At 65.4% G+C, this 14,020-nt stretch carries 8 protein-coding genes; 5 read left to right on the top strand and 3 right to left on the bottom strand.

Features of this window, described 5'->3' with window-relative positions; genetic code table 11:
* Positions 1-93 precede the first annotated feature (93 nt).
* Together QFZ91_RS01630 and QFZ91_RS01625 are read left to right on the top strand one after the other, a co-directional pair.
* Positions 94-1,083, top strand: coding sequence for a chemotaxis protein CheB (locus QFZ91_RS01630; RefSeq protein WP_429565997.1), 990 nt, complete (start codon positions 94-96; stop codon positions 1,081-1,083).
* A gap of 106 nt (positions 1,084-1,189) precedes the next feature.
* Complete coding sequence (locus QFZ91_RS01625) at positions 1,190-5,272, top strand: CheR family methyltransferase (RefSeq protein WP_368716975.1); 4,083 nt, start codon at positions 1,190-1,192, stop codon at positions 5,270-5,272.
* Between the two features lie 28 nt (positions 5,273-5,300).
* Here QFZ91_RS01625 and QFZ91_RS01620 read toward each other — a convergent pair whose 3' ends face one another.
* Together QFZ91_RS01620 and QFZ91_RS01615 are read right to left on the bottom strand one after the other, a co-directional pair.
* Positions 5,301-6,587, bottom strand: a complete 1,287-nt coding sequence (locus QFZ91_RS01620; RefSeq protein ID WP_429565996.1) for a phosphatidylserine decarboxylase family protein — start codon at positions 6,585-6,587, stop codon at positions 5,301-5,303.
* A 28-nt stretch (positions 6,588-6,615) separates the two neighbouring features.
* Positions 6,616-7,647 (bottom strand): flavodoxin family protein, encoded by a 1,032-nt coding sequence (locus QFZ91_RS01615; protein WP_429565995.1) that lies wholly within the window; start codon positions 7,645-7,647, stop codon positions 6,616-6,618.
* A 176-nt stretch (positions 7,648-7,823) separates the two neighbouring features.
* Between QFZ91_RS01615 and QFZ91_RS01610 the strand changes: the two genes are divergently transcribed.
* The gene (locus QFZ91_RS01610) at positions 7,824-8,531 is read left to right on the top strand and encodes a PIG-L deacetylase family protein (protein WP_429566630.1); all 708 of its coding nucleotides are present in this window, start codon (positions 7,824-7,826) and stop codon (positions 8,529-8,531) included.
* A gap of 58 nt (positions 8,532-8,589) precedes the next feature.
* The gene (locus QFZ91_RS01605) at positions 8,590-9,522 is read left to right on the top strand and encodes a glycosyltransferase family 2 protein (RefSeq protein ID WP_429565994.1); all 933 of its coding nucleotides are present in this window, start codon (positions 8,590-8,592) and stop codon (positions 9,520-9,522) included.
* Between the two features lie 21 nt (positions 9,523-9,543).
* Here QFZ91_RS01605 and QFZ91_RS01600 read toward each other — a convergent pair whose 3' ends face one another.
* Positions 9,544-12,228, bottom strand: a complete 2,685-nt coding sequence (locus tag QFZ91_RS01600) for an ATP-binding cassette domain-containing protein (protein ID WP_429565993.1) — start codon at positions 12,226-12,228, stop codon at positions 9,544-9,546.
* A gap of 386 nt (positions 12,229-12,614) precedes the next feature.
* Here QFZ91_RS01600 and QFZ91_RS01595 point away from each other — a divergent pair, with 386 nt between their 5' ends.
* Positions 12,615-13,922 carry a glycosyltransferase family 4 protein gene (locus tag QFZ91_RS01595; RefSeq protein WP_429565992.1) on the top strand — a complete coding sequence of 436 codons (1,308 nt, stop codon included), beginning with the start codon at positions 12,615-12,617 and terminating at the stop codon, positions 13,920-13,922.
* Positions 13,923-14,020: the final 98 nt, after the last annotated feature.

Below are 14,020 nucleotides of genomic sequence, written 5' to 3'. Positions count from 1 at the left end.
ATAAAAATGCCCGGACGGCATATCGCTTGCTCATTACGTTGACTGACAGGAAAGGCCCGTTTTTCCGTCCCGCTTCCACGTCCCGGAGTCCACTTGAGCCACCGTGATTTCATCGTAATCGGCACGTCCTCGGGAGGGGTCGACGCGCTGCGTGCGCTTGCGTCGCAGCTTCCCGTCGATATGCCCGCCAGCATCGCCGTCGTGCTGCACATCGGCGCGCATGGCAGCATGCTGCCCACGCTTCTGAACCAGGCCGGCCCGCTGCCGGCCAAGCACGCGCAGGATGGCGAACATTACGCGCCCGGCAGAATTTACGTGGCGCCGCCCGATCGGCACCTCGTGGTAGACGATGGCCAGCTGCGGTTGCTGCATGGCGCGAAAGAAAATTTCGCGCGCCCCGCGATCGACCCGCTGTTTCGCAGCGCGGCCGCGCAGATGGGACCGCGCGCGATCGGCGTGATCCTGACCGGCCTGCTCGACGATGGCGCCGCGGGCCTCGAAGCGATCCAGGCGTGCGGCGGCACGACGCTCGTGCAGGACCCCGACGACGCGTTCGCGAGCGAGATGCCACGGCACGCAACGCCCTTCGCCGACCACGTGCTGCCGCTCCAGCAACTGGGCCCATGTTTGGTAAAACTGACCGGCGGCATTGCCAATCCGCCCGTAAATCTCGGCCCGGCGCAGCGCGAGGCCTCCGACCGCGTCGTCCTCGAACAGCGCGCGTGGCTGTCCGGCACCGCGCCGTTCGACGCGATCGAGGGACTGGCCACGCCATCGACTTTCACATGCCCCGAATGCAACGGCACGCTGTGGCGCATCACCGGTTCGCGCGTGATGCGTTACCGCTGCCATACCGGCCATGCGTATTCGGCCGCGTCGCTCGACGACGGCCGCATGATCGATGCGGAGATGTCGCTGCGCAATGCGCTGCGGGCGCTGCGCGAGCGCGAAATGTTCAGCCGCGAGCTCTGCGAACACTTCGCGGCGATAGGAGACACCGCCGCACAACAACGCGAGGAGGACAACGCCCGGCGCGCGGGCCACGCGGCCGAACTGTTGCAGTCGATGCTGCTGGAAAAATGAGTGCAATGCGGGATAATAACGATCCGGGCCGAGCAAGAAATGGGCTCGTTGCCCTATAAAAATCCACCGCTGGACACTATCCTTTTCCAAGAAGGGACACGCAGCCATGTCAAAGAAGCGAGGGCAAACTCTGCCTAGCCAGGCACTCTATCCGATCGTCGGTATCGGCGCATCGGCAGGAGGGCTTAACGCGCTGACGGAATTCTTCGAGGCGCTGCCCGCGCGCACGTCGATGGCCTTCGTCGTGGTCGTTCACCTGTCGCCGGACCACGAAAGCAATCTGGCCTCGCTGCTGCAAAAGGTCACCAGCATGCCGGTGCAGCAGGTCACGGGCCCCACGCAAATCGAATCGGACCACGTTTATCTGGTCGCGCCCTCGTTCGAGATGATCATGGTCGACGGCTACCTGCGCGTCACACAGAAGCAGTCCGAAGAGGGACGCCGCGCGAGCATCGATCTGTTCTTCCGCACGCTCGCCGAGGCGCATCGCGAACGCGCGATCGGCATCGTGATGTCGGGTGCGGGCTCGGACGGCTCGGTCGGCCTGTCGCGCATCAAGGAAATGGGCGGCATCACGCTCGTGCAGGACCCTTCCGAAGCGGAATACGACAGCATGCCGCGCAGCGCGATCGCGACCGGCATGGCCGACTTCGTGATGACCGCGGCCGAGATGCCGCAGCGGCTGCTCGATCTGTGGTCCACCGCGCGGGAAATCCATCTGCCGGCCGTGCAGCCGGACGAGCCCGAGGAAGACACGGTCAACGAGTCGGCCGAGCGCGCGCTGCGCGAGATCATGGTGATCCTGCGCACCCGCACCGCGCACGACTTCCGGCATTACAAACGGGCTACGGTTCTGCGCCGCATCGAACGCCGGCTGCAGGTCAACGGCATTACGGATCTGCAGGCGTATCGCGATTATCTGCATCTGCACCCTGAAGAAACTCAGGCGCTGCTGCAGGACATGCTGATCAGCGTCACCAACTTCTTCCGCGACAAGGAAGCGTTCGACGTGCTCGAGCGCGAGGTATTGCCCCCCCTCTTCGAAAACCGCGGCGAACAGGACCGCATCCGCGTCTGGTCGGTGGGCTGCGCGACCGGCGAGGAGGCGTATTCGCTGGCAATGCTGCTGCAGGAGCGCTCGCTGAAGTCGCCCGAGGGCGTGTCGTTCCAGGTATTCGCGACCGACATCGACGAGCGCGCCATTGCGTTCGCGCGCGTGGGCCTGTACCCGGACTCGATCTCGGCCGACCTGACGCCGGCGCGCATCCGCCAGTTCTTCACGAAAGACGCCGCCCACTACCGGATCAAGAAGGAATTGCGCGAACACATGCTGTTCGCGCACCACAACGTGCTCAGCGACCCGCCGTTCTCGCGGCTCGACATGATCTGCTGCCGCAATCTGCTGATCTATCTGGACCGCGAAGCGCAGATCGAAATTCTGAAGATGTTCCACTTCGCGCTGCGGCCCGGCGGCGTGCTGTTCCTCGGCAGCTCGGAGTCGGCCGACAGCGTGAGCTCGATGTTCACCGTGGTCGACAAGCGCAACCGCATCTATCGCGCGAACATGGCCGTGCGCGGCGACACGCCGGTGCCGATCGCGATTTCGGGCACGATGAGTTCGCGCCCCCTCGTCACCACGGTGCAGCCGCCGGGGCGCCGGCGCTTTTCGTTCGGCGATTTGCATCAACGGCTCGTCGAGCAATATGCGCCGCCCAGCGTGCTGGTGAGCCGCGAATCCGAAATCGTGCATCTGTCCGACCGCGCCGGGCGCTTTCTGCAATATTCGGGCGGCGAGCCGTCGCATAACATCGTGGCCGTCGTGCGTCCCGAACTGCGGCTCGAACTGCGCACCGCGATCTATCAGGCCTTGCACACGAACCGCAGCGTCGAAGCGCGCCGCGTGCGCATCGAACGCGACGGCCGTTCGTACTTCGTCAACATGACCGCGCGGCCGGTGCACGACCCGGAAGCGAACGCGGACTTCGTGCTGGTGCTGTTCGACGAGGTCGAAGACAGCATGGCCAACGCCGAAACGGCGTCGGTCGACGTGCAGAAAGACCCGATCATCAGCCAGCTCGAACGTGAGCTGCAACGCACGAAGGAGCAATTGCAGTCCACCATCGAGCAGTCGGAGACCTCGACCGAGGAGTTGAAGGCGTCGAACGAGGAATTGCAGGCGATCAACGAGGAACTGCGCTCGGCGACCGAGGAGCTCGAAACCAGCAAGGAAGAGCTGCAATCGATCAACGAAGAGCTGACCACGGTCAACGCGGAGCTGAAGTCGAAGGTCGAGGAAACCGGCAAGATCAACGACGACCTGCACAACCTGATCGCCGCGAATGACATCGGCACGATCTTCGTCGACCGCAACATTTGCATCAAGCGCTATACGCCGCGCGCCACCGACGTCTTCAGCATCATTCCGTCGGATATCGGGCGCTCGCTGCTCGACATCACCCACCGCCTCGAATACGACAAGCTCGCCGACGACGCGGCCGAAGCATTCGACTCGCTGCGCCTGATCGAACGCGAGCTGAAGAGCAACGACGGGCGCTGGTATCTCGCGCGCTTCGTGCCCTACCGCACCACCGAAGACCGCATCGACGGCGCGGTGCTGTCGTTCATCGACATCACCGGCCGGCGTCAGGCGGAAGACCGGCTGCGCGAAGGCGAGCGGCGCATGCGCATCGTCGCCGAGGGCACCAAGGACTACGCGATCATCACGTTCGACGAAAACGGCGTGATCAATAGCTGGAACGCGGGCGCGGAACGGATTTTCGGCTATTCGGAAGCTGAAATGATCGGCCAGTCCGCCGACATCCTGTACACCGACGAAGACCGCGCCGCGAACGTCGCGCAACGCGAGTTCGCCGAAGCGCGTCTGAACGGCCGCGCCGAAGAGGAGCGCTGGCATCTGCGCAAGGACGGCACGCGCTTTTTCGCGAGCGGTGTGCTGTCCCGTCTCGACGAGCCGGGCATCAGCGGTTTTGCAAAGATCACGCGCGATCTCGGCGAGTTCGCCAGCGACCCGACCTCGGGACGCGGCACCCACGTCGAAACGCTGCGCGCCGCGAGCGAGCGCGAAGCGCAGCGGCGCCGCGATGAATTTCTCGCAGTCGTGTCGCACGAACTCAAGCATCCGCTCAACCTGATTTCAGCGAGCGCCGAACTGATCGCGCGCGCGCCGGAAACGCGCCAGAACCTGAACGTGTCGCGCGCGACCGATACGATCCGGCGCACCGTGATCGGCCAGGCGCAAATCATCGACGACCTGCTCGACATTTCGCGCGTGCGCACCGGCAAGCTGTCGGTCGTGCGCACCGTGGTCGACATGCGCGAGATCGTGCAGCGCGTGTGCAGCGCGGTGCAGGACGATGCCGCGCAGCGCGGCATCGCGTTGAGCGTCGAAGTGACCGATGCGCCCGTGATCATTCATGCGGATCTGACGCGTATCGAGCAGATCGTGTGGAATCTGATCAGTAATGCGCTGAAGTTCACACAACGCGGGTCGATCCAGGTGTCGTTGCAGGTCAACGACCACGCCGAAGCCGTGCTGCGCGTCAGCGATACCGGCATCGGCATCGAGGCCTCGCTGCTGCCGCATATCTTCGAGATGTTCCAGCAGAGCCGCGATCCGGGCTCGCGCCGCGGAGGCCTCGGCATCGGCCTCGCGCTGGTGCGCGATCTGGTCAACCTGCACGGCGGCGCAGTGCGTGCGGAGTCGGACGGCGTCGGCCGCGGTGCAACGTTCACGGTGACGCTGCCTACCCACCGGCTCGCCACCCGCACGAGCGCGGGGATCGAAGTCACCGGCGAGCCGCTGAAAGGCACGCGCATCCTGATGGTCGACGACGACGCCGCGACCGTCGAAACCTTCAAGCTGCTGCTGGAAAGCGAGGGCGCCGAAGTGCGGACCGCGACGAGCGGTGAGGAAGCGCTGACGATCATCAACGGCAACGCGCCCGATATCATCCTGTCCGACATCGGCATGCCGGGCATGGACGGTATGGAGTTCATCGGCAAGCTGCGCGGCATGCCGGCGATGAAGTCCGTGATCTGTATCGCGGTCAGCGGCTTCGGGCAGCAGGCGGACGTCAGCGCAGCCGAAGATGCGGGCTTCGACGCGCACCTGAAAAAACCGGTGGTTCTCGAAGACTTGCTGAGCATTTTCGCGCGGCTGCGCAGTTGAATCCGCCGCCCGGCGGCGCGCAGCGCGTCTAGCCGTTGCTTTGCGACGGCGATGCGTTGCGCGACCCGGCCCTTGCAACGGCCGCGTTGACCTTGATCGGCGGCTGCTTGTCGCCGAACGGCGGCTCGACGACGAAGCGCTCTATCACGCCCGGCTCGAACACCAGGCAGCAAGTCGATCCGCCGTACTGGAAAAACCCCAACTCATCGCCCTTTCGGACGCGCTGACCCGGCAACGCCTCGATCATGCACGACGACACGTCCGCCATCCCGACGAACACGCACGCCACCTGCCCCACCGCCGCATCGTCGCATTCGATCACGATCACCGCGCGTGCCGCGAGCGCCGTGATGTAGCCCTGCGAATCGTTGAGCCCGCTTGGGTCTTCGCCTTCGCTATCGGCGGTCGAATAGTAACTGCCGTCCGCCGCGTACGCGCGCGAGATCACGCCACTGACCGGCGCATGCCAGCGGTGATAGTTGAACGCGCTCAGAAAGGCCTGATACACCGAGCCGCCTTGGAAGCGCCGCGCCAGTTCGCGCTCGCGCGAGCTCAGCATGTCTTCGAGCGAATACGGCTGTGACTTGATCCAGAACGTGTCGCGCAGCTTCACGCCGTGCTGCACGTTGTACGGCGTCGCCTCGCACGCGCTGACGATCAGCTTGTCGTTGTCCGGCTCCTCGACGGGCCGCATGCCGGGACGGAAGCGCCGCGTGAAGAAATCGTTCCACGACGTAAAGCCCCAATACGGTTGCTCGGGATCGCAAGCGAATTGCGCGAGGCCGATCCGTTTGTCGGCCTCCGAGCTGAACCAGCCGTCGGGCGACGACGTATTTAAATGTTCGCGTGAATGCGGACCGCTCAGAAAGCCGCACCAGCAATTCAGCACGTGCTTGAGCTGCGCGTTGAGCGCCGGGTCGCGAAACAGTGCATAGCCGGACGGCATGCACATCGGCCAGTCGAGCACCGCGTTCAGCGGACAATGAATCAGATCGGATTCGCTGAACGGCGGCGCGTAGGTCATCAGGTAATCGACGAGCGTCATCAGCTCGTCGATCGTTGCATAGCCGAGCACGTAGCCTGCTTGCTGTGCCTGCATGATGGCCCGCGTCATATCCATGCGCAGCACCGGATCGCCTTCGATCAGCGCCGCGAGTTCCGCGACGGCACGCGTGCGTGGCGCCGTGCGCGCACGTTCGCGCGCTTTCGCGGCCAGCGCGGTCCGGTAGCGCGCGAGATGCGCTTCGTCGCGCGGCAGCCATCCTCCGAGCCGGCGCCGTTGCGTGCGCGGGCTCGCCACTTCGTCGTTCGTCATGCTTCTCCTTTCTTATCTGAGTTGCGGATCATTTGGCGCGCGGCGTGCCGAGGCCGTCGTCCGGTTCCTTGCGCCCGCCACGAATCTGCTCGACGCAGGTCGCGACGGCCTGGGCCACGTTGGCCACTTCCTGCTGCATGTCCTCGTCGCGATCGAGCGCCTCATGGCTGGTCGCATAAGGCTCGTAATAGCCGATAAAGCGATCGAGCCGCGACTTCGCGCCCGCTTCGACGAAGCCCATCCAGTCGAGCCAGTCGGCGAGCGCCCTGCGCGAGTCCTCGATGCCGGCGACGTCGCCATGCACGACGACGCCATAGGCCCGGCCCGCCAGATGTTTCGGATAGCCCCAGCCGGCCAGTTCGAGACGCTTCGCTTCGTCCGCTTTCTTGCCGTGCGTCGAGGAGGGATCGGGATTGCCGCCGTCGGCGCAAACGAGGCGATCCATCATCAGCTTCAGCGGCGCGGACACCTGATACCAGTAGACCGGCGTCACGATCAGCACGCCGTGGCAGGCGGCAAAGCGCTCGTAGATGTCGTTCATCCAGTCGTTGACGAGCCCGAGCGAATGGTTCGGATAACAGCTGCAAGGCCAGTGACACAGCGGCATCGCGGTCGACACACAGCCTTTGCACGGATGAATGTGCAGGTCGCGATCGGAGTTCAGATGCGACAGATCGAGGAAATCGACGTCGAAGGTCCGGCGTTCGAGCGCCTGTTGCGCGATCTTCGCGAGCCGGAAGCTCTTCGACATCTCGCCAGGGCACGTGTAGTCGTTGCGCGAGGACGCGTTGATCACGAGCACGCGCGAGCGCGTCGCCGGATCGCGCTGTCGCGCCTGCGCCGCCTTCACGCGCTCGCTCGCGGCACGCCATTCGACCGACAGGTCGTAGTCCGGGTCGGCGAATCCCGGGCCGGCCTTTTCGGTGACCGGCGCCTTGCGGCCTTGCGAGTAAGCATCCCATGCGATCGCTTCGAGCCGCGCGAGCGATTCGTCTTCCGCCCGAAATGCCGGGTCGTAGAAGCGGGCCATGAAGCGCTCGCGAAATGCGTCGCGGGACATTGCTTCGGTTACCTGACCTTTGCGGACTTCGACGGTACGGATGTGATCGGGCGGTTTTGCAGGCGGGCTCATGGCTGAAGTTGTAAGCGGTAGTCGAACCGCAGGTCAGCAAGGGCTGTTCCAGCGCCGCCCCGTGGCGCGCCGCGACGGCGGAACGCAGCTTGCTAACCGCCGGTATGGAATCGAACCAGCGCCTGCTCGTCATCTCACCGCATCTCGACGATGCGGTCCTCAGTTGCGGACTTCTGCTCGCGGCGCATCCCGGCACGGTCGTTTGCACGGTTTTCACCGCGCCGCCCGCCGAGAAGATCACGACCGATTGGGACCGCGCGGCCGGTTTCGCCGACGCATTCGAAGCGATGCGCACGCGTCAGGCGGAAGACCGGGAGGCGCTGGGATTGCTGTCGGCAATGCCCGTGCATTTGCTGTTCCGCGACGCGCAATACCATGCGTCGCCCGCTGCGGACGAGCTGATTACCGCGTTGAGCCAGACTGTTGCTCATGCGAAGCCCACGCGTGTCCTCATGCCGTTGGGTCTGTTCCATTCCGATCACGTTATGGTGGCCAATGCCTGTCTCGCACTGATGCGGCGTCAGCCAGCCACGCACTTCATCGCCTATGAGGACGTGCCCTACCGGCGCATGTCCGGCGTCGTGCAAGCGCGCCTATGCGACCTCGCGACACGCGGCTATGCCGCTGATGCGCCGCACGCGCTGAACGTGCCCGGCACGACGCAACACGAGCGCATGAAGCGCGCGGCACTCGACACCTATCGCAGCCAATTGCGCGCGTTCGGTCCCGACGGACAGGCAAGCCTCTTTTCGGCCGAACGCTATTGGCAGCTCAGCTGCGATGAATCGAGTCGGCATCCGCAAAACGCGTGACGCACGGCACGGGGTTTGCTCCCCCATCGCTGTCCAACCGTCGAAGCGATCGCTTAGCATGCGAACAATAGCCGCCCACCCGCGCATTTCGGTCGTCGTTCTGACGCATAACCGTGCGGGCGAATTGCTCACCACCCTGGAACGTCTGCTCGCGTTACCCGAAAACCCGCCGATCATCGTGGCCGACAACGGCTCCACCGACAACACGGTCGCACTCGTCAAAGCGCGCTATCCGAGCGTTCGCGTCGTCGAATGCAACGGCAATCTCGGCGCGGCGGGCCGCAACCACGCGGTCGCGTGCGTCGAGACCGACTATGTAGCGTTCTGCGATGACGACACGTGGTGGGAGCCCGGCTCGCTCGAACGCGCGGTGCAATTGCTCGACGCATGGCCACGCGTCGGCGTGCTGAATGCGCGCGTGGCCGTCGGCGCGGACCACGCGACGGACCCAACCTGTGCGTTGATGAGCGCAAGCCCGCTGGGACGTGTTGGCCTGCCCGGGCCCGCTTTGATCGGCTATATGGCGGGCGCGTGCGTGTTTCGTACCGCGCTGTTTCGCGAGGTCGGCGGCTATGAGCCGCGCCTTTTCATCGGCGGCGAGGAAACACTCGTTTCCCTCGACGTGCTCGCCTCGGGACAGGCGATCGCCTACTGCGAGCAGTTGACGCTCCAGCATCGTCCGTCGCCGGTGCGTGACAGCGCGTTGCGGCGACGCATGCTCGCGCGCAATGCCGCGTGGGTGGGATGGCTGCGCCTGCCGTTGGGCGAAGCGATGAGCGCGACGCTGCGCGCCCTCGACGTGTTCGCGCGGGAAGGCACGCTGCTGCGCGACGGCATCGAATTGCTGGCTGGGCTTGGGTGGACCGTGCGAGAACGCCGGGTGGTCCCGCAGTCGATCCTCGCAATGCGCGACCGCGTGCGCGCGGCCGAGCGCAATCTCGACGCGTCCGCAACGACGTCCGTGGGTGGCAAGTTCGACGCGCCGACCTGAAACCTGAATTACGCGCTTTCCTTATCCTGGCAACGTCGAGTCCGCGCTCGACGGCACAGGCGCGAGCCGACGGATCGCGGCGATCAGTTCTTCAGGCGGCACGGGCTTGTTCAAATGCGCGTCGAAGTCCGCGCCGCGCGCGTGCTGTTCGTCGAGTGCGTCCGTGTAACCGGTCAACGCAATCGCGGGCATTGGCCTGCCCGGAAAGGACGGCCGCTCGCGTTCCAGTTCGCGCAAGCGGCGCAGCACGTCGTAGCCATCTTCGCCCGCCAGCATCAGATCGCAGAGCAGCACCTGCGGCCATTGCGCCGGGTCCGTCGCGCGCAGCCAATCCAGCGCTTCGTGGCCGGATGCGAACAGCCGCACGCGTGCGCCGCTCGTGCCCAGCACCGCTTCGAGCGCGTCACGTGCTTCTTCCTGATCGTCGATCGCGAGCACGAAGAGGCCGTCGAGCGAAGCGGGCTCGGCCGAATCCGGTGCGGTGGACTCTGGCGGCTGCGCATCCGCGACCGGCAGCAAGGGCAGCATCGCGACATAGGCGAGCCGCCCGTTGAGCGGGGTCAACGTGAAGCTGCCGCCCGCCGCCGCCAGCGCGCTTTCCATCTGCCGCGCCATTGCCTGCGATAGCTCGGCCGGCTTGTCGCCCATGCCGAGCACGCTGAACCATACGTGATTGCCGTGGCGCTCAGCGCGCAGTGCGATGCGCTGCCCCGGTGTCGCCTGCGCGATCTCGTTGCGGCACAACTCGGCGATCAACGGCTGCAGCACGCTCGGATCGCCGGTCACCCGCAGTTCGTTGTCGGACGGCTCCGCGTAGACGACCACGCGCTGCCCGGCGATCTCGTCGTGCAACGCATCGATCACACCCGCCGTCAATGCGCTGACGCTGACCGACCGAGCAGTCAGCCGGCGCTGCGCGTGTTCGAGTTCGCCCTGCTGCCATTGCAGCGACCACATCTTCGCGTACACAGCGTCGCGCGCGAGCAGCTCACGATGCGTGCCCTGCTCGACCACCTGACCGTGTTCCATCACCAGAATCCAGTCCGCGTCGACGACAGTCGAAAGCCGATGTGCAATCACGATCGACGTGCGGCCTTGCGCGAGACGCGTCAGCTCGGTCTGGATCGCGCGCTCCGAGCGCGTGTCGAGCGCCGAGGTGGCTTCGTCGAACACGATGATGCGCGGGTCCTTCAGGATCGCGCGCGCGATTGCGATGCGCTGGCGCTCGCCGCCCGACAGCCGCACGCCGCGCTCGCCAACGCGCGTGTCGTAGTGATCGGGCAAGCGCTCGATGAATTCGTCGAGCTGCGCGGCGCGTGCGGCGCGCACCACGTCCGCCCGTGTCGCCGACGGACGTCCATACGCAATGTTGTAGGCGATCGTTTCATTGAACAGCACGGTGTCCTGCGGCACGATGCCGATCGCCTCGCGCAGACTGCGCTGCGTGACCTGGCTGATGTCTTGCCCGTCGATGCGGATCATGCCGCGCTCGGGCCGGTACAGCCGGAACAGCAGCTTGACGAGCGTCGATTTGCCCGAGCCGCTGCCGCCGACCACCGCGAGCGTCTTGCCCGGATACGCATGGAAGTCGACATCGCGCAGCACCTGACGCGCGGTGTCGTAGCCAAAATCGACGTGCTCGAACTCGATCAGCCCCGCGCCGACCTTCAGCGGCTGCGCGTCGCGTGCATCGATATCCTCGCCGACGCGGCCGCGCGCCGCCAGAATCACGAACATGCGCTCGACGTTGACGAGTGCGTCGTTGGTCTCGCGAAACACGAAGCCGAGCGTGTTCAACGGCATGCAGACCTGGATCAGGTAGGCGTTGACCAGAATCAGGTCGCCGACGCTCATGCTGCCGGCCACCACGTGCTGCGCGGCGAGCAGCATGACTCCCGCCACCCCCAGCGCGATCACCGCGCTCTGTCCCACGTGCAACGCGGTCAACGCGTTCTGATTCGCGATGCGCGCGTGGACCCACTTTTCCAGCACGTCGCCGAGCCGTTGCGTTTCGCTGTCTTCGGTCGCGAAGTACTTGACCGTGTCGTAGTTCAGCAGGCTATCGACGAGCCGTCCGTCCGATTGCGCTTCCAGCAGATTGACCGCGCGCTGGAACGCGACGCGCCGCCGCGTGAACACGAACGTATAACCCGCGTACAGCACGAAGGTCGCGACGATCACGAACATGAACTCGCGCGCGTAGGCGTGCACCATGATCGCGACGATCACCGCGATCTCGAAGAAGGTCGGCACGATCGCAAACAGCGCGGTGCCGAGCAAAAAACCGATACCGTCGGCGCCTTTCTGCACGTCGCGCACGATCGCGCCAGTCTCGCGCCGCGCATGAAAACGCGCGCTCAACCGATGCAGATGCGCGAAGGTCCGCTCGGTCAGCGCCGCGACCGTGCGCTGCACGACGATGCTGAACACGACGTCGCGCGCCTCGTTCAGCGCGTCGCCGAGAAAGCGCAGCAGCGCATAGGCGAGCACGAGAAACACCGGAAACGCCACATGCGCGAGCGGATGGCCGAGCTCATCGACGATGTGCTTCAGCGTGAGCGGCATCAGCACGGTCGCGAGCCGGGCCGTGATCATCAGCGCGAGCGCCCCGCTGGTCTGCCAGCGATAACGCCATACCGCATGCGCGAGATCGCCGACGATTCGGCGCGTCAGTTCGGAGCGAGGCGGCGGGGCGGAATTCGGCATGGGATCCTGGTCGGGGGCGCGCCCGGATAAAACGTCGCACAAATGGGACGGGAAGCAAGTCGCGCGCCCGGCAGCGAGCGAAAAATGACCGGCGTACAGCGCTCTGGCCGCGCACCTCTTACCTGTTCAATGCGCGCGATGCTGCGCCCATGCTAGTACCGCCGCGCCATCAGCGGTGCGAAGTTACATGATCGTATGTAGAAAAAGGGAACGCCACAGCGTTTCTCCCTTGGCACGAAAAAGGGCACGCCACAGCGCTTCGTCCGCGCGGGCCAACGTCCGCCGTCGTTTCTCGGCACCGCAAGAACCGAATGGCACAGCGAATGCTCGGGGCGGGGAAACGATTCCTCAATATCGAAGAACGCGCAACTCGGGAAGGAGTGCAAATGAAGATCGCCCTGATCAGTGAACATGCGTCGCCACTTGCTGTCGCCGGTGGCGTCGATAGCGGCGGCCAGAACATCTACGTCGCGAACGTCGCGCGTCAACTGGTGGAAATGGGCCATCAGGTCGATGTGTTCACGCGCCGCGATCGCGCACTGCTGCCCGAGCGCGTCGACATGGACGGCGTGCGCGTGATTCATGTGCCTGCCGGACCGCCGCGACAATTGCCGAAGGAACAATTACTGCCGTTCATGGACGAGTTCGCCGCGTTTCTAATCGGGTTCTTTCGGCGTGAAGCTCAGCCGTACGACGTGATGCACGCGAACTTCTTCATGTCCGGCCTCGCCGCGTTGAAGGTAAAGGCTGCGCTCGGCGTGCCGCTGGTCACGACCTTTCATGCGCTCGGCCGCGTGCGCCGCATCCATCAAGGCGCGAACGACGGCTTTCCCGACGAGCGCTTCGCGATCGAAGACGAACTGGTCGCACGCTCGGACGTCGTGGTCGCCGAATGTCCGCAGGACCAGGCCGATCTGCTCGAACACTATCGCGCCGATCCCGCGCGCATCCGTATCGTGCCGTGCGGTTTCGACGACGAGGAGTTCCGGCCCGTCGAGCGCGAAGCCGCCCGCAATGCGCTCGGCTGGAGCCCGCACGACTTCATCGTGCTGCAGCTAGGCCGGCTCGTGCAGCGCAAAGGCATCGACAACGTGGTACGCGGCGTCGGCGTGCTGAAGCACACCTTCAACGCGGCAGCGCGGCTGTACGTGGTCGGTGGCAATTCGGACGCGCCCAACGAAATCGCGACACCGGAGATCGCGCGCCTGCGCCAGATCGCACGCGAATGTGGCGTCGCGGAGCAGACGAGCTTCGTCGGCCGGCGTGGTCGCGCGCGGCTGCGCTACTTCTACAGTGCCGCCGACGTGTTCGTGACGACGCCCTGGTACGAGCCGTTCGGCATCACGCCGGTGGAGGCGATGGCCTGCGCAACGCCGGTGATCGGCGCCGATGTCGGCGGCATTCGCTATTCGGTCCTCGATGGCGTGACCGGCTTTCTGGTGCCGCCGCGCGATCCGCACGCGCTCGCCGCGCGTCTCGACCGCTTGCGGCGCGACCCCGCGCTCGCGCGCCGGATGGGCGAAGCGGGCCTCGACCGGGCGCGGACCAGCTTTACCTGGCTTGGCGTCAGCGAAGCGCTCGCGCAAATCTATGCACGCGCGGCAAAGCTCGCGCCGAGCAAAACATCGCTCGACACCGGCTCCGAGCCGGCGCAGCTACCGCTGCGAGCAGCGGCCGGAGCGTCGTTCGGTTGACGACGGCGCACGCCGCGCGAACGCGCACGGCGTGCGCATTTGGAACGCGCCGCAGCCGGTCCAGCGGCTACGGCACGCCTTTTTCCGACTTTCGGCCC

It is taken from the genome of Paraburkholderia sp. JPY419 (genome assembly GCF_050435705.1).
GTDB classification, from domain to species: Bacteria; Pseudomonadota; Gammaproteobacteria; order Burkholderiales; family Burkholderiaceae; genus Paraburkholderia; species Paraburkholderia youngii.
The sequence above is the reverse complement of the archived record's forward strand: the minus strand, read 5'-3'. Positions and strand labels throughout refer to the sequence as shown.